Genomic DNA, 16,059 nt, shown 5'->3' on the forward strand with positions numbered 1-16,059 from the left:
ATATGAAAAACCCTAAAATTTTAATTTTTTATGGTCCGCCCGGTGCTGGAAAAGATACTCAAGCAAAAAGAGTGGCTTTTAAATCTGGTGCGCATATTGTTAGCTCCTCAAAACTAATAGAAGAGAAAATTTTTGATCCCAACCTACAGAACGATCCTATTATTCAGCGTGAAAGAAAAAATTATGAAAGTGGAGCATTATGTACCCCTGAATGGGTTACTGAAATAATTAATAATAAAGTTAAGGAACTATATCAAAAAAATATTTCTTTGATTTTCACTGGCTCTCCACGTACTTTATATGAGGCTGAAAACGAAATTCCGTTTTGGGAATCAATTTATAATAAAGAAAATATTTTTGTTATTGTAATTAATTTAACCGATGAATCCTCTATTTTCCGCAATAGCCATCGTCGTATTTGTGAGAAATGTGGTTATCCGGTAATTTATTCTTTCGAGACAGAGATGTGGCAGTTTTGTCCAATGTGCGGAGGAAAAATTGTTGATCGTGGCATTCTTGATAATCCAGAAACAATTAAAGTGAGATTGGTGGAATATCGCGAACGAACCAAACCGGTAATTGATTATTTCATTAATCGCGGTTATTCAATTATTGAAATTGATGGAGAACCATTGCCTGATGTTGTTACTCAAAATATTTTTGAACAATTAAATAAAGTTAATTTTTTCAATAATGATTAAATTAAAATCTAAAGAAGAAATTAAGATTTTAAGAGAGGGAGGACGTATTTTAGCACAAATTCTTTTTGAGGTGGCAAAAAAAGCGAAGCCGGGCGTAGCCACGAGGGAATTAGATTGGTTGGCGGAAAACTCCATTTTAAAATTTGGCGGCGAACCGGCTTTTAAAAATTATCAACCAGCTTTTAATCTTCGTCCCTTCCCCGCTTCTTTATGTGTTTCGGTAAACAATACCATTGTTCATGGCATCCCCGGTGATTATGTGTTGGTTAACGGCGATGTTGTCAAATTAGATTTGGGAATGAAATATGAGGGTTTGTATACTGATATGGCTATTACTATTGGAGTAGGCAATATTTCTTCTCTGGCAAAAAAACTTATAAGAGTAACTAAAAAAGCTTTGAGTTTGGCAATAAAGACAGCTCAATCCGGAGCGACGTTGGGAGATATTGGCTTTGCCATTCAGAATTATATTCGTTCCCAGGGTTTTTATGAGATTCAAACGCTAACAGGCCATGGCGTTGGTTATGCGCCACATGAGGAACCAGATGTGTTTAATTATGGTATACCAGGCAAAGGGATTAAATTAAAAGAAGGTATGGTAATTGCAATTGAGCCAATGGTAGCGGTTGATTCCTCGGATGTTATTGAATTGCCTGACGGGAGTTTTGTGACAAAAACGGGTTGTTTGTCGGCTCATTTTGAGCATACTATTGCCATTACCGAACGCGGTCCGTTGATTTTAACTAAATAAATTATGGCAAATATTTTGGGAATTGATTACGGAACTAAGAGAATAGGTTTGGCAATTGCAGACGAAAGTTTAAAATTACCCCTACTTTTAAAACCGATTGAATATTCCGAGAATGAAGTCGAGGGTGTTTTTAAAAAAATTAAAAAAATTTGTGATGAAAATAAAATTTCTCTTATTATTTTAGGGTTGCCCCTATCATTTAATTTTAAAGAAACACCAATTTGTGAAAAAATAAAAAAATTTGGAGAATTGTTAGAAAAATATACCCAAAGAAAAGTGTTATATCAAAATGAAATTTTAACAACTGATGAGGCAATTAAAATTCAGGAAAGTTTTGACATAAAAAGAAAAAGAAAATATCGCAGTGGATCTAATTTAGACAGTCAATCAGCCGCTTTAATTTTAGAAAGTTATTTTATTTCCAGGGGGAAGCAATAAATAGTTGCACTTGCAACTTTTTATTTTTTATGATATAATTAAATTATATGAAGAAAACAACCATTTTTTTAATTATTTTGATAATTATTCTATTGGCTCTTTTGATCCTTATTTTGTATACGTATTATTCAGATTACAAGCGAGCAAAGGAGAGTGTTTCAGATAAAATTTTAACTGCTCATCTTGAAGGATTTAAACCCGGTGTTACTATTGAGCGCAATATGAAGGGAGAAGAAAAAACGGTTTTTAAAAAGGGCGAGTGGTTAGGAATCGCTGGAACTATTCAAGCAAATCAGGATTCAGAATTAACTTTTAAAATTTTTGATTTAAATGAAAATTTAATTGCTTCTAACAATCAATGGAAAACAGATATTAAAAAAGGGCAGGGAGAATTTGGTATGTGTTGTGTAGAAATTCCAAGTGAAATAGGCCAATATAAAGTTAATTTATATTTAGATAATAATTTAATGGAAACCCTGAATTTTTCCGTTACCGAATAAATCTTTTTTATTGACTCAAAAAACCGCATAGAATTAACTATGCGGTTTTTTGATTTTTGTGTTATAATAATAAAGCAGGCAAATAGGTCAATTTTAAATATAAATTTATGGCTAAACCATTTCTTTCAGTGATTATACCCGCTTATAATGAGGCGGAAAGAATACCAAAAACTCTTTTGGATATGGATAAATATCTTTCTCAGGCGGGTTTTTCTTATGAAATTATCGTTGTTAACGATGGATCAAAAGACAAAACGGCAGAAGTAGTCGAAAAAATGCGCCCACTAATTAAAAATTTAAAGTTGATTGATAACAAGTTTAATCAAGGAAAGGGAGGTGTTGTTGCTCAAGGCATGCTCGAAGCTAAAGGATTAATTCGTTTATTTGCTGATGCTGATAATTCAACACCGATTGAGCAAATAGAAAAATTTTTTCCTTATTTTAAAGAAGGGTACGATGTTGTTATTGGTTCGCGGGCAATGAAAGATTCGCAATTAGCAGTGAAACAACCTTTTTATCGTCAGATTTTAGGAAGGTTGGGGAATTTAGTGATTAGATTGTTAGCCGTGCCAGCAATAAAAGATACTCAGTGCGGTTTTAAAGCATTTACTGAACAAGCAGCTGAAAAGATTTTTTCTCAATTAACAATTAAACGATGGGGGTTTGATGTAGAAGTTTTAGTAATTGCGAGGTTGTTGGGTTATCGCATTAAAGAAGTTGGTATTCGTTGGATAAATGACCCGCATTCTAAAGTTAAAGCCTCGGCTTTTTTGGAGGTTTTGACCGAGGTATTAAAAATTCGATTAAATATTTGGCGTAAAAAATATAAATTAAATTAATTTATGAAAAAGAATAAGAATAATAATCATCTAGAATATATTTCTCAATTAAGGCAAAATCCCATTTCAAAAGATTGGATTACAATTGCCTCAGTTCGCGCCAAAAGGCCAGAGCAATTAATTATTAAAAAACCAAAAAGAATTATTACGCCGAAAAGCAAGTGTCCTTTTGAAAATCCCCAAAAATCGGGACATAAACCGCCGGAATTAATTAAATTCTTGCCTAATAAAAAAGAATGGTTTTTACAAATTTTTGAAAATAAATACCCAGCGTTTCAACCAACAGATGTATCAGTTTCTGAACAGAAAATCGGTCCATATAAGTTTATCAATGGTTATGGTTATCATGAATTATTAGTTTTAAAAGACCACTACAAACCCTTGGCGGATTATAACACAAAAGAAATTTTTATTATTTTAAAAGCTTTGCAAGAGCGATATTGTGAAATTGCACAAGATAGGAAAATAAAATATATATCTATTTTTCACAATTGGGGTCCAACGGCTGGCGCTTCGGTATATCATCCGCACCTTCAAATTATTGCTATACCAGTTATACCTCCCCACATTCAACATTCATTGAGCGGAAGCCATCGTTATTGGATTAAGAATCGCCATTGTGCGCATTGTGAAATTAATAAATTTGAGATTCAGAATAAAACACGCATGCTTGTTCAAAATAAACACGCAATTAGTTTTAGTCCTTTTGTTTCGCTGGAACCATTTGCTTTAAGAATTATTCCCGTAAAACATTTGCCATATTTTGAAGAGACGTCCAATAAGATTTTGATGGGCATAGCGGAAATTTTGCGGAAAAGCCTCCAAATACTAAAAAATAAATTAAACGATCCGGATTATAATTTATTTATTCATACTGCACCCACAATCGAAAAAAGAAAATATCATTGTTATCACTGGCATATTGAAATTATTCCAAAAATTAATATTTCAGCCGGCTTTGAATTATCAACTGGAATTGAAATCACCACTGTTGATCCAGATGAAGGTGTGAGATATTTAAAAGAAAAATAATTATGTTTAGTGAAATTTTATCAGCGGCAGCAGCATTTGTTTTAAGCGTTATCAAAAAAGGAGGATATGTTGGAGTTTTTGTTTTGATGGCTTTAGAGAGTTGCAATATTCCTATTCCTTCAGAAATAATTATGCCTTTTTCAGGATTTTTAGCGACTCAGAAAATTTTTAATTTATTAATATTGGCTATTATTGGCGGCTTGGGCAATTTATTTGGTTCGCTTATTTCCTATGCGATAGCCTTTAAGTTAAAAGATAATCTTAAGAAATTTTTTGTTAAATCAAGATTTTTTTATCATGATTATCTTTCAGCAGAAAGATTTTTTCTAAAACATGGGATAAAATCAATTTTTTGGGCTCGATTATTGCCTATTGTCAGAACTTTTATTTCCTTTCCAGCTGGAATTTTTAAAGTCCAAATTAAAAAATTTATTATTTATACTTTTATTGGCGCCTTCTTCTGGTCTTATTTTTTGGCTTATTTAGGTTATTATTTGGGCGAGCGCTGGGATGTTTTAGGACAATATTTTCATAAATTTGATTATTTAATTGTCGCTCTTTTTATTTTGGGTGTAATTTATTATATAATTAAGAAGATTAAAGAAATAAAAAAATATACAAAGTCGTCTAAAAATAATACACAGTTATGAAATATAAAGTTGTTGTAACGCGAAAAATTCCTGATGTGGGAATTTCGCTTTTAAAAAAGGCCGGTTTTGAAGTAGTAGTTAATCCGTATGATCGAGTTTTAAAACGCGAGGAATTAAAACGAATGTTAAAAGGAGCACATGGAATTCTTTCTCTTTTAACTGATAAAATTGATGGTGAAATTTTAGATGCTGCTGGCCCACAATTAAAAATTGTAGCTAATTATGCGGTTGGTTATGACAATTTTAATTTAGATGATTTTAAAGCGCGAAAAATTTATGCTACAAATACCCCCGGTGTTTTAACCGAAACTGTTGCCGAACATGCTATTGGCTTGCTTTTTGCTATTGCCCAGCGAATTGTTGAGGCAGATGAATTTGTTCGTCAGGGGAAATTTAAGGGCTGGGGGCCGATGTTATTTTTAGGAACGGATATTAGAAATAAAACATTAGGTATTGTTGGTTTGGGGCGGATTGGCGCAGAGGTTGCAAAAAGAATGCGCGATGGTTTCGGATTAACGATTATTTATTATGACGCAAAAAGAAATTTAGACTTGGAAAAAGAATTAAAAATAAAATATGTTCCATTTAAACAATTATTAAAGAAATCGGATTTTATTAGTATCCATGTTCCTCTTTTGCCAACAACACGACATATGTTTACTTTGAAAGAATTTAAGTTGATGAAGCCGACAGCTTATATTATTAATACAGCTCGCGGTGCTGTGATTAATGAAAAAGATTTAGTGATAGCTTTAAAGAAAAAAATGATTGCAGGAGCAGCATTAGATGTTTATGAATTTGAACCTAAAGTTACTCCAGAATTAATTAAATTACCAAATACTGTACTTTTGCCTCATATTGCTTCTGCAAGTATTGAAACAAGATCAAAAATGGCAGAGATGGCAGCAAAAAATATTATTGCAGTTTTGAAGGGCAAAAAACCGCTAAATCCTATTCTTAAGTAATTTATGTTATCCACAGAAAGTTTTTAAAAACAAAAGATTTTGATTATAATAAAAATAAGCCTATAAAAGGTCGAGTAAAACAATAAATATTTAAAAATATGGTCGTTCAATCTTGGGCAGATATTTTAGTCGGTTCGTTCCAAACCTGGTGGAATGTTTTTGTTAACTTTTTGCCAAATTTTTTGGGTGCTTTAATTGTTTTTCTTATTGGTTTAATTATTGCCGCCGGTTTGGCTGCGTTAGTAGCTAAAATTATTGCCGCTATTAAATTAGATAAACTTCTTGAGAAGTTGGGTGTGGGCAAATTCTGCGAACGCGCTGGATGGACTTTGAATTCAGCGAAATTTTTAGGAGAAGTCATTCGCTGGTTCTTTATTTTGGTTTTCTTGTTGGCAGCAACTGATATCCTTAAGTTGCAAGCCATCAGCAGTTTCTTGAAAGAAGTTTTACTTTACTTGCCAAATATTATTATTGCCATTGTCATTATTTTGGCGGCAATTGTTGTTGGTGATTTCTTGGCTGGTTTAGTAAAAGGAACTGTAAAGGGTGCCAACTTATATGCTTCCAAATTCTTATCTTCTTTGACTCGTTGGGTAATTTTGATTTTCGGTTTTTTGACTGCTTTGATTCAGCTTGGAGTAGGTGTAGCAATTATTAATACCGTTATTACTGGTATTATTGCAATGCTTGCTATTGCTGGTGGTATTGCTTTTGGTTTGGGTGGAAAAGAATATGCTCAGCATATAATTAATGAATTCCGAAATAAGGTAGAAGAAAAGTAAAATATTTAAAGAAAGCCCCGCCCTTAGATTTAAGGGCGGGGCTTTCTAATCAATATACATCTTGACTTCAAAAAAATTATTTGTTAAAATATCCTCACAAATAAACAATGCGTACTATTCTTACACTATTTTTAAATATTCAAGGAAGCTAAATTGAAAAGGGGAAATTTTGTGCTAAAAAATCCGCTTCCTTGAATAGAGCGGATTTTTTAAAATAAAAAATAAATTATTGTTAACAATCGAGAGATAGACAAAAAATAAAAATTTGTTTAATCTCGGTTGTTAACAAAAACAACCGCGCACATTGAAAATTAAAAGGGTATAATGAAGCATTTTTTATCGGGACGAAATAAGGGCGTATGGTGGATGCCTCGACTAGAAAGGGCGATGAAGGACGTGGCGTAGCTGCGATAAGCCTCGGGGAGGTGCGTAGCAACCTTTGATCCGTGGATTTCCGAATGGGGGAACCCAATCGCGTAAAACGCGATTACCCGTCCAATTAAAGATTGGATGGGAGCGTACCCGCTGAAGTGAAACATCTCAGTAAGCGGAGGAAAAGAGACAAAGTCCTACTAAAATAGGACAGCATTTCCTGAGTAGCGGCGAGCGAAAAGGAAGGAGCCCAAACCTTTTGCCTTGTGCAAGAGGGGTTGTAAGACAAATACGTTCCTCTTTCAATTTTTTTAAATTCGACTCGAGTATTTAAAAATAGAAAGAGGAGGAGAGTTACAAAATTTTTGGTTAGCCGAATGAGCTGGAAAGCTCAACCAAAGAAGGTGATAGTCCTGTAGGCGAAAACCAAAAATCTCTCTAGTGTTTGTTCTTGAGTACTCCGAGAAAAGGAAACCTCGGAGGAATCTGCCAGAACTAAACTGGCAAGGCTAAATACCTTTCTAGATCGATAGTGGACAAGTACCGTGAGGGAAAGGTGAAAAGCAGGCCGGTGAGGCCGATGAAATAGAACCTGAAACCATACGCTTACAAGGACTCGAAGCTCTTAGTTCTTTCTTCGGAAAGAACGGGGTGACGGGGTGCCTATTGAAGAATGAGCCAACGAGTGTATGGGTGTTGCTTTGGTTAAGTCGCCTCAGGCGACGCAGCCATAGGGAAACCGAGCTTTAACTAGAGCGGTTACTATTCCTTCTCAATCGAGCTTTATAGCTCGTTGAGAAGTGATAGTAAGGTAGCACTCATACGACCCGAAGCCAAGCGAGCTTACCATGGCCAGGGTGAACTTCGTCGAAAGACGGAGGGAGGCCCGAACCGGTTGGTTGTGCAAAACCTTCGGATGAGCTGTGGTAAGAAGTGAAAAGCTAATCGAGCTTGGTAATAGCTGGTTCTCTCCGAAATAGCTTTAGGGCTAGCGGTCATCTATTCACCTGTTGGGGGTAGAGCTACTGGTTTAATCGTAAAGGGCGAAAGCTCGGCGATTAAGTCAAACTCCGAATACCAACAGCGAGGATGGCCAGTAAGACTACGGGGGCTAAGCTTCGTGGTCAAGAGGGAATGAACCCTGATCGCCGTCTAAGGTCTCTAAGTCTTGGTTAAGTGTCAAAGGAAGTAATCAGCCGAAGACAGATAGGATGTTGGCTTAGAGGTAGCCATCATTTAAAGAGTGTGTAACAACTCACTATCATATTCCGACTTCGGTCGGAATTGGCTGATTGCGCCGAAAATTTAGCGAGGCTTAAACCAAGCACCGAAGACGCGATTCTATCTCTTTTGGGATAGAAGGTAGGAGAGCATTCCTTCCGCGGCGAAGTCGTACTCGAGAGAGGCGATGAAGTGGAAGGAAGAGAGAATGTTGGCATGAGTAACCGCATCTCCGATGAGAAATCGGAGCGCCGAAAATCCAAGGTTTCCGTGGCAATGGCAATCATCCACGGGTTAGGCGAGCCTAAGGCAATGGCGAAAGCCGTAGCTGATGGATAGCTGGTTAATATTCCAGCCCTTCCTATGGAATTTCCGATGGAGTGACGGAGGATAAAAGTTTGAGCGCCTTATTGGTTTGGCGTCCTTGATTTCAAGAAATGCTTACCAGGTAAATCCGGTAAGCTGCCTTCAATGGCAAATTTCGCAAATCGAGGAAATTCTGCTTCGGCAGAAAATTCGAACGAAGAGCCTTCCGAGAAAAACTTCTAAGGTTAATCCATAGGAACTCGTACCGGAAACCGACACTGGTGGATTGGTGTAAGAGCACCAAGGCGAACGGGTGAGTCCTCGTTAAGGAACTCGGCAAAAAAGCGGCCGTAAGTTCGCGATAAGGCCTGGTCCGATTTATCGGACCCGCAGCTAAAGAACCTCTGGCGACTGTTTAATAAAAACACAGGTCCCTGCTAACTCGTAAGAGGATGTATAGGGGCTGACGCCTGACCGATGCGAGAAGGTCAACGCTGTCGGTTGCCGTTTGTTTTCAACAGACGGTAGCTGAACGGCCGAAGCCCTCGTCAATGTCGGCGGTAACTATAACCGTCCAAAGGTAGCGCAATTCCTTGTCGGGTAAGTTCCGACGCGCATGAATGGCGTAACGACTGGAGGACTGTCTCAACGAGGAGCCCGGTGAAAATGCGATTCCAGCGAAGACGCTGGGTACCCGCGGCAAGACGAAAAGACCCCGGGAGCTTTACTGTAGCTTGATATTGGGTTTAAACTGTTGCTGCGTAGCATAGGTGGGAGACTATGAAGTCCTGCTTCCGGGCAGGATGGAGTCGCCAGTGAAATACCACTCTGTAACAGTTTAAATTCTAACTTCGGTGGCAAAAACATCGGAGGACAGTGTCTGGCGGGCAGTTTTTCTGGGGCGGAATCCTCCTAAAAGGTAACGGAGGAGTTTACTAAGGTCGGCTAGGTGCGGATGGAAATCGCACTGGTCGTGTAAAGGCATAAGCCGGCTTAACTGTGAGGCTGACAAGCCGAACTCGAGTTTCATAAACTCGACGGTCCGCAATTTTTTAATTTGCGGATTGAGATGCGAAAGCAGAACTTAGTGACCCGACGGCCCTTATTAGAAAGGCCGGAGACATCGGACAAAAGCTACCCCGGGGATAACAGGCTGGTCAGACCCGAGAGTCCCCATCGACGGTCTGGTTCGGCACCTCGATGTCGGCTCATCCTAGCGCGGGGCTGGAGAAGGTCCCAAGCGTTTGGCTGTTCGCCAATTAAAAGGATACGTGAGCTGGGTTTAAACCGTCGTGAGACAGGTTGGTCTCTACCTGCCGTGGGCGTTTGACACTTGAGGGAGGTCGACCCTAGTACGAGAGGACCGGGTTGAACGAACCTCTGGTGTACCGGCTTTTCCACCAGGAGAAGTGCCGGGTAGCTATGTTCGGTCGGGATAAGCGCTGAAAGCATCTAAGCGCGAAGCCCATCCCAAGATTAGGTGTCATCATCCCCTAGGAGACGACTAGGTTGATAGGCTCCAGGTGTAAGATCCGTGAGGATTTTAGCCGAGGAGTACTAATCGGATGGTTTTCGTCCCGATAAAAAATGCTTCATTAAAAATTCATTCTCAGCAAAGACTTCTCGGTGATTTAGCCCATTGTGTACCACCTCTTCCCATTCCGAACAGAGAAGTGAAAGCAATGGGCGCCGATGGTACTCACCCGAACACGGTGGGAAGAGTAGGCTTCGCCGAGAAATCTTTGTTGAGAATAAAAAAGAGCCTGCTTAATCAGGCTCTTTTTGTTCATTAATTTTTTTGAGAAAGAATTCGTATAATAATTGTGGATCTTTACTAATAAAAGCTCCGAAATAATCTGCCTTTTCTGTATGACTAACAAAAAAAGGTTGAATCTGAAAATAATTGATAAGGTAAAAAAGTAATGCTCGATTTACACGGCAATTGCAATTATAAAAAGGATTAATAAGACCAAAATGATAATGAAAACTACTGATAAACTCGATTTTAGTATCCAACGAAGAAATTTTTTTATTTTTACAACGAAACAATATCTGATGTTTATTTAAAACCTTAATTAATTCGTCCATTTTTTTGGGAATAATTTCTGGAGAAACTCCACCCAATTCACCAATTAACACTTTCCCTTGACGATAATTACCAGCCCAACCCTCGTTTGTTTTGTTTAGCCAAATCTCGGATTCTTTAAAGATTAATTCATGTGTTTTTTTAATATCAAATTCAGTAAGTGGAATGTCTTTCTCATTGGTGCGTTTTTCAAGATAAAGAATCGCTCCTACATGCCCGTCTTTTTTATTTTGTTCAATTTCTGATTTGATCGTGTTATAACTGCAACATCGATTATCAAGCAATTCAGATTCATAAATAAATTTTGCTAAAAAATCAACTCTATTTTTCAATAAAACCTCCTTATTAAAAAATTAAAAAACCATTATTATTATAACGCAAATAAAATTCAAATAAAATATTTTTAATTTATACTTGTTTAATAATTTCAAAAACAATATAGATAATGTAAATCATTAAAAGAAAGATGGCTTCTTTTTTTGAAATTTTTCTTTCGCTTTGGACAAAAACAAAGAAAAAGATGGCAGCGCAAATCATAAAGAATCGCGCTAAAATCAAGGAACTAAAATCTATTATATCAATCGGGCGTATCAGAGCGATAATTCCTAAAACTAAGGTGGCGGGGAAAATAACCGAACCCATTAAATTTCCCAATATCATCCAATTTTCTTCTTTTTTGGCAGTATTTATGGCAAAATAAATTTCCGGCAAGGCATTAGTTAAACCAGTAATAATTAGACCAAAGAATATTAAAGAAATTCCCAATTTTAAGGTTATTTTTTGAGCCGAGAAAACAATTAATTGAGCAATAATAAAAATAGCGACAATTAAACCAATAATTTTTACGACATTTTTTATAAAAGCAGAAAACTGCTTTAGTGATTCGTCAATGCCAAAAGAATTCGCCTGTTTTAAATCATAGGTTTTTTGGAATCTTTCTTTTTTAGAAAAAAGCCAAACGAGATACAAAATGAAAGCCAAAATTAAAATCAATCCATCAATACGAGAAATTTGATAATCAGATGCTAATAAAATTGGTAGAAGAGCGGCAACTAAAACAAAAAAAGTTGTTGATTGAACGGTTTTGCTATTAGTGCAAATTTCCCGGTTTTTAGAAAAAAGAATCCCCAATGCCACTGCTAATGTTAAAGCAATTAAATTATTGCCTATGATATCTCCCAGAGAAAGCTCTGGGATGCCATTAATTGCTGAAGAAATGCCTAAAAATAAATTAGGTAAAGCCGAAGCAAAAGCTAATATAAAAAAAGCAACGACAAATTCTTTTACTGCCAAAAAAGCCGAAATTTTTATTAAATTTTTTACTAATAACTCACAAGAAAGATATAAAGCAATTGCTGAAAATAAAAATAAAAAAACAAAACCAATCATTAGAAATAGTATAACAATAATTTAATTGAAGCGGAAGGGGTGGGATTCGAACCCACGAGGCGCCTCATCAGCGCCAGAGTTTAGCAAACTCTTGCCTTAACCACTCGGCCACCCTTCCTTAATTAATTTTTAACTTTTTTATTATAGCAAAAACTTACTTTTTTGCAAACAAAACATTTTTTATTATATAATAAAATCAATGCTTGAATATCATACTTTAGCGATTGTTGTCAAAAAAGAACTAATCAATGAAACCGACGCTAATGTTGTTTTGTATACAAAAGAACTGGGTAAATTGGAAATCATAGCCAAAGGCGTTAAAAAACTTCTTTCTAAATTTGGTGGACACCTCGAACCGCTTAATTTAATTGAGGCAACGATTATCGCGGTTAATCATAAACATCTAACGAGCGTTTTAACACACAATAATTTTTTTCATATTCGAAAAAATTACACCAGATTAGAAAATGCTCTAAGAATGATGGCGATATTTAATGAGGCAATTGTTTCTTCAGAAAAAGACAATTTTCTTTGGGAAAACATTCTTAATTATTTAAACAAACTTAATCAAGCAGCCGTTTTTTCAGAAGAAAAAGAAAGCGCTTTTATTCAATTGTTAAATCTTGAATTTTTAATTAAATTGGGCAGGGGTTTAGGTTTATTGCCTGATAATCAAGAATTAAAGGAGCACTTTGATAATTCAACAGCTTCAATAATTGTTTTTTTAACTCAAAATCCCCCTGAAAAAATTATTAATCAATATGACATATCAAAATTGCAAAAAATCGATTATAATAAAATAGAGAAGTCAATTAAACAAAAAATTATTATTTGATATGGCTCTAAAAGATATCGAGGAAAAACTTTATAAAATGAAAGAGGGGAGTCCGCTTGAAGAGGAAGAAACCCCATCTTTTAAAAAAGAAAAAATAGAAACAACAGAAATAATTTCCGAAAAACCCTCTTTCAAAATAGAAGTAAAACCCAAACGACCGCCTATTAATTTTTATCAAAAATCTGGTAAAAAAAACGCAATTTTTTATGTTGTGATTGGAATTCTTTTTGCGGCGTTATTGTTTGAAGGATATCTTTTGGCTCAAAAACTTTCTTCTCAAAAAACCGGAATTCAAATTAATATTAATAGCACCGATAATGTTTTATTAGGGCAGGTTTTTCCATTAGACGTTGTTTATAAAAATGATTCAGCAAATTTATTGCAGAATACTTCTCTCATTGTTGAACTGCCCAATAATATAAAAATTTTAGGATCAGAAAATAATGGGCAAATTTTTAGAAAAGAATTAGGTGATTTGGGGACTGGAAGCAATAATGTTGAGCGTCTATATTTAGTGGCGATGGGAACGCCTAATCGCATTGATACTATTAAGGCTACATTGCAGTATAATATAGTTGGTTTTAGCGGTAGATTTGAAAAATCGAAAATCCAAACAATTACAATAGGAGGCCCTATTATAGATTACAATTTATCCGTGCCGGAAAAAATTGTAAGCGGTGAAGAATTCACTATAAAAGTTAATTTTAAAAATAATTCTAATCAAACAATCCCGGAATTGCGACTCCAACTTTATTATCCCCTAGGTTTTAATTTTACTAATTCTGATATTGCTTCAGCGGAAGGAAATAATTTATGGATTTGGGGTAATTTGCAACCTTATCAAAGCGGAGAAATTAATATTAGGGGAATAATTATCGGCGAGGTGGGAAGCTATTATGAGATAGGAATGGATGCCAGTTTGATTTCCCAAAATCAACCAGTTGTTTTTGATAAAAAAACTACTTCTTTAAGTATTTTAGAGGCGCCGTTGAATGTTGCAATTTATGTTAATAATAGCAGGGATTATATTGCGCGAAATGGCGAGTCTTTGGAATATCGCATTGATTACCAGAATAATACTGAAATTGCTTTAAGTGAAGTAATTATAAAAGCAGAGTTGGAGGGCGCTATGTTTAATTATCAGAGCATTGCGACTAATGGTTATTTTGATTCATTGAAAAAACAAATTATTTGGAATGCTGGTAATACACCGGGTTTGAAATTATTAGACAGAGGAAAAGGAGGATCAGTAACTTTTAAAGTTTTTACTACCTCAGATTATCCCGCCAGAAGTTTCAAGGATAAAGAACAAACACTTAAAGTAAAAGTTACAGTGGAGTCCCCATCTGTTCCGCCAAAAAGCAATTTAACTAGTACGACTGCTGTAGCACAAATAATAACTAAGATTTTGGGTCGAGTTGATTTTCAGTATTACGCTTTATTTAGAGATGCTGCCTCAGGAATTGTTAATAAAGGAAGTTTGCCGTTAAAAGTTGGTAAAACTACCAATTTTACTATTCACTGGAAAATTATTAATTATAATAATGATTTAAGTGAGGTAACTATCAAAACAATTCTACCGCAAGGTATAGCTTGGACAAATGTTATTGCTGGTAATTATGGCGATTTAAAACCTGAATATAATGAAAGAACGGGCGAATTAGTTTGGCGCATAAAAGAAATTCCAGCTTTTTCAGGAGTTTTAATGCCGCCTTATGAATTAATTTTCCAAATTGCTGCTACACCATCTCTTAACCAAGTAGGTAGTTATATGGAATTGATTAAAGAAACAACTTTTACTGCCACGGATAAATTTACGGGTCAGTCAATAAATTTAAAAACTAATATTCTTACTTCCGAACTGCGTTCTGATCCTACGGTGAAATATGGAGAGGGCCAGGTACAATATTAAAAGCTAATGTTTTGTTTATGTCTTTTATTAAGTTATCTGGTAAAATTTCTCCCTCTTTTACTCTTATTGAATTATTAATTGTTATCGCTATTCTCGCTGTTTTAATGTCTGTTATTGTTATAACGATTAATCCTACCGAGATGCTAAAACGCACTCGTGATGTTAGACGTCTTTCTGATTTAAAAACTCTTAATTCAGCTTTATCTGTTTACTCAGCCTCTAATCCCGATGGTTTTTTCGGGAATCTCAACACTGTCTATATCTCTATTCCAGATTCTTCACCAACTTGTGCTAATTTAGGTTTACCAGCTTTACCAACTGGTTGGTCTTATGCTTGTTCAAATTCTACTAATTATCGTAAGACAGATGGTGCTGGCTGGATACCCATTAACCTTAAAAACCTGGATATTGGTTCACCAATTTCAGCCCTTCCAATCGATCCTATTAACTCAACAACTTCTGGTCAATATTATACTTATGTGGTGGGAGGAAGTTGGGAGTTAAATGCTATTTTGGAATCAGATAAATATCGTAATGATAAAACACTTACTAAACAAAATTTTCCTGGTGTTCTTTCTTTTGGTTCCAATATCAACCTTTCACCTATATTTAACAATTCAGGTTTAGTAGGATATTGGTCTTTTGATGAAGGAAGTGACACTATTGCTTATGATTATTCGGGCAATAATAATCATGGAACTTTATATAATGGTCCTCAATGGGTTAATGGTAAAATCGGCAAAGCCTTAAGTTTTGATGGGATGGATGATTATGTGGATTGTGGCACTAGTACAGTTTTTGATATGAACACAAATGATTTTACTATTGCAGTTTGGGCAAGGGCTATTAGTGGTATTTCACGTAGAGGTATTATTAATAAAGGAGGGTGGTCTGGGTCTGTAAAGGGGTATGCTATCCAACAGGCCTATACCCCCGCTAATAAATATTATTTTGTGGTTATGGATGATACAGGCTATAAAGGCGTTCCTACTTCTCTTTTGGAGACTTGGGATTGGAGTTTTATAGTTGGTAAGAAAACAACTAATCATATTGAAGTTTGGACAAACGGCATGAATTCTAGTGCTTATGATACTACTATTAATTCTTTAAGTAATCCTATTAAACCATTCGAAATTGGAAAAAGTGCAACAACTGAGTTTTTCAATGGTTTAATTGACGAAGTTCGAATTTACAATCGCGCTCTTTCTGAAGCTGAAATTAAGGCTTTATATAATGCTACAAAGTAAAAGTTAATTGTTTTTTTATTTAATTTTTTTATA

14 protein-coding genes, 1 tRNA gene and 2 rRNA genes are annotated in these 16,059 nt (G+C 35.6%); 14 read left to right on the top strand and 3 right to left on the bottom strand.

Annotation, left to right across the window (positions count from 1 at the left end; translation table 11 throughout):
- Window positions 1-2: 2 nt before the first annotated feature.
- From N2692_01880 to rrf, 11 genes are all read left to right on the top strand, one after another.
- Entirely contained in the window at window positions 3-701 is a 699-nt protein-coding gene (locus N2692_01880) for a nucleoside monophosphate kinase (protein ID MCX8016031.1), read from the top strand.
- Window positions 694-1,452 (top strand): type I methionyl aminopeptidase, encoded by a 759-nt coding sequence (gene map / locus N2692_01885; protein ID MCX8016032.1) that lies wholly within the window; start codon window positions 694-696, stop codon window positions 1,450-1,452. Before N2692_01880 ends, map begins: the two co-directional genes overlap by 8 nt.
- A gap of 3 nt (window positions 1,453-1,455) precedes the next feature.
- Window positions 1,456-1,890, top strand: a complete 435-nt coding sequence (ruvX, locus tag N2692_01890) for a Holliday junction resolvase RuvX (GenBank protein MCX8016033.1) — start codon at window positions 1,456-1,458, stop codon at window positions 1,888-1,890.
- A gap of 47 nt (window positions 1,891-1,937) precedes the next feature.
- Entirely contained in the window at window positions 1,938-2,390 is a 453-nt protein-coding gene (locus N2692_01895; GenBank protein ID MCX8016034.1) for a hypothetical protein, read from the top strand.
- A gap of 107 nt (window positions 2,391-2,497) precedes the next feature.
- On the top strand, window positions 2,498-3,229 hold the full coding sequence (locus tag N2692_01900) for a glycosyltransferase family 2 protein (protein MCX8016035.1): 732 nt from the start codon (window positions 2,498-2,500) through the stop codon (window positions 3,227-3,229).
- A gap of 3 nt (window positions 3,230-3,232) precedes the next feature.
- The gene (locus N2692_01905) at window positions 3,233-4,261 is read left to right on the top strand and encodes a DUF4921 family protein (GenBank protein MCX8016036.1); all 1,029 of its coding nucleotides are present in this window, start codon (window positions 3,233-3,235) and stop codon (window positions 4,259-4,261) included.
- 2 nt (window positions 4,262-4,263) lie between these two features.
- The gene (locus N2692_01910) at window positions 4,264-4,911 is read left to right on the top strand and encodes a DedA family protein (GenBank protein MCX8016037.1); all 648 of its coding nucleotides are present in this window, start codon (window positions 4,264-4,266) and stop codon (window positions 4,909-4,911) included.
- Window positions 4,908-5,876, top strand: coding sequence for a D-glycerate dehydrogenase (locus tag N2692_01915; protein MCX8016038.1), 969 nt, complete (start codon window positions 4,908-4,910; stop codon window positions 5,874-5,876). Before N2692_01910 ends, N2692_01915 begins: the two co-directional genes overlap by 4 nt.
- A gap of 98 nt (window positions 5,877-5,974) precedes the next feature.
- On the top strand, window positions 5,975-6,658 hold the full coding sequence (locus N2692_01920) for a hypothetical protein (protein ID MCX8016039.1): 684 nt from the start codon (window positions 5,975-5,977) through the stop codon (window positions 6,656-6,658).
- Window positions 6,659-6,998: 340 nt separating this feature from the next.
- Window positions 6,999-10,139: ribosomal RNA gene (locus tag N2692_01925) — 23S ribosomal RNA — on the top strand.
- A 40-nt stretch (window positions 10,140-10,179) separates the two neighbouring features.
- Window positions 10,180-10,294, top strand: a 5S ribosomal RNA gene (rrf, locus tag N2692_01930).
- A 30-nt stretch (window positions 10,295-10,324) separates the two neighbouring features.
- Here rrf and N2692_01935 read toward each other — a convergent pair.
- From N2692_01935 to N2692_01945, 3 genes are all read right to left on the bottom strand, one after another.
- Window positions 10,325-10,975: a Fic family protein gene (locus N2692_01935; protein ID MCX8016040.1), complete on the bottom strand. Its 651-nt coding sequence runs from the start codon at window positions 10,973-10,975 to the stop codon at window positions 10,325-10,327.
- A 76-nt stretch (window positions 10,976-11,051) separates the two neighbouring features.
- Entirely contained in the window at window positions 11,052-12,032 is a 981-nt protein-coding gene (locus N2692_01940; GenBank protein MCX8016041.1) for a hypothetical protein, read from the bottom strand.
- Window positions 12,033-12,063: 31 nt separating this feature from the next.
- Window positions 12,064-12,150, bottom strand: a tRNA-Ser gene (locus N2692_01945).
- Window positions 12,151-12,231: 81 nt separating this feature from the next.
- On the opposite strand from N2692_01945, the gene recO reads away from it, so the two are divergent.
- Genes recO through N2692_01960 form a run of 3 tightly spaced genes read left to right on the top strand, consistent with a single transcriptional unit; the run spans window position 12,232 to window position 16,026 of the window.
- Window positions 12,232-12,867 (top strand): DNA repair protein RecO, encoded by a 636-nt coding sequence (gene recO, locus N2692_01950; protein MCX8016042.1) that lies wholly within the window; start codon window positions 12,232-12,234, stop codon window positions 12,865-12,867.
- A gap of 1 nt (window position 12,868) precedes the next feature.
- Window positions 12,869-14,779: a hypothetical protein gene (locus tag N2692_01955; protein MCX8016043.1), complete on the top strand. Its 1,911-nt coding sequence runs from the start codon at window positions 12,869-12,871 to the stop codon at window positions 14,777-14,779.
- Between the two features lie 17 nt (window positions 14,780-14,796).
- Window positions 14,797-16,026 (top strand): prepilin-type N-terminal cleavage/methylation domain-containing protein, encoded by a 1,230-nt coding sequence (locus N2692_01960; GenBank protein ID MCX8016044.1) that lies wholly within the window; start codon window positions 14,797-14,799, stop codon window positions 16,024-16,026.
- The last annotated feature ends 33 nt before the right edge of the window (window positions 16,027-16,059 follow it).

The organism is Patescibacteria group bacterium, assembly GCA_026415775.1.
GTDB lineage: Bacteria > Patescibacteriota > Minisyncoccia > UBA6257 > JAAZHW01 > SKW32.

Bases quoted from the DNA above. Each gene is read 5' to 3' on its own strand.
- map (MCX8016032.1), top strand. From the start codon at position 694: ATGATTAAATTAAAATCTAAAGAAGAAATTAAGATTTTAAGAGAGGGA.
- N2692_01940 (MCX8016041.1), bottom strand. From the start codon at position 12,032: ATGATTGGTTTTGTTTTTTTATTTTTATTTTCAGCAATTGCTTTATAT.
- recO (MCX8016042.1), top strand. From the start codon at position 12,232: ATGCTTGAATATCATACTTTAGCGATTGTTGTCAAAAAAGAACTAATC.
- N2692_01915 (MCX8016038.1), top strand. From the start codon at position 4,908: ATGAAATATAAAGTTGTTGTAACGCGAAAAATTCCTGATGTGGGAATT.
- N2692_01900 (MCX8016035.1), top strand. From the start codon at position 2,498: ATGGCTAAACCATTTCTTTCAGTGATTATACCCGCTTATAATGAGGCG.
- N2692_01895 (MCX8016034.1), top strand. From the start codon at position 1,938: ATGAAGAAAACAACCATTTTTTTAATTATTTTGATAATTATTCTATTG.
- N2692_01910 (MCX8016037.1), top strand. From the start codon at position 4,264: ATGTTTAGTGAAATTTTATCAGCGGCAGCAGCATTTGTTTTAAGCGTT.
- ruvX (MCX8016033.1), top strand. From the start codon at position 1,456: ATGGCAAATATTTTGGGAATTGATTACGGAACTAAGAGAATAGGTTTG.
- N2692_01920 (MCX8016039.1), top strand. From the start codon at position 5,975: ATGGTCGTTCAATCTTGGGCAGATATTTTAGTCGGTTCGTTCCAAACC.
- N2692_01905 (MCX8016036.1), top strand. From the start codon at position 3,233: ATGAAAAAGAATAAGAATAATAATCATCTAGAATATATTTCTCAATTA.
- N2692_01960 (MCX8016044.1), top strand. From the start codon at position 14,797: ATGTCTTTTATTAAGTTATCTGGTAAAATTTCTCCCTCTTTTACTCTT.
- N2692_01880 (MCX8016031.1), top strand. From the start codon at position 3: ATGAAAAACCCTAAAATTTTAATTTTTTATGGTCCGCCCGGTGCTGGA.
- N2692_01955 (MCX8016043.1), top strand. From the start codon at position 12,869: ATGGCTCTAAAAGATATCGAGGAAAAACTTTATAAAATGAAAGAGGGG.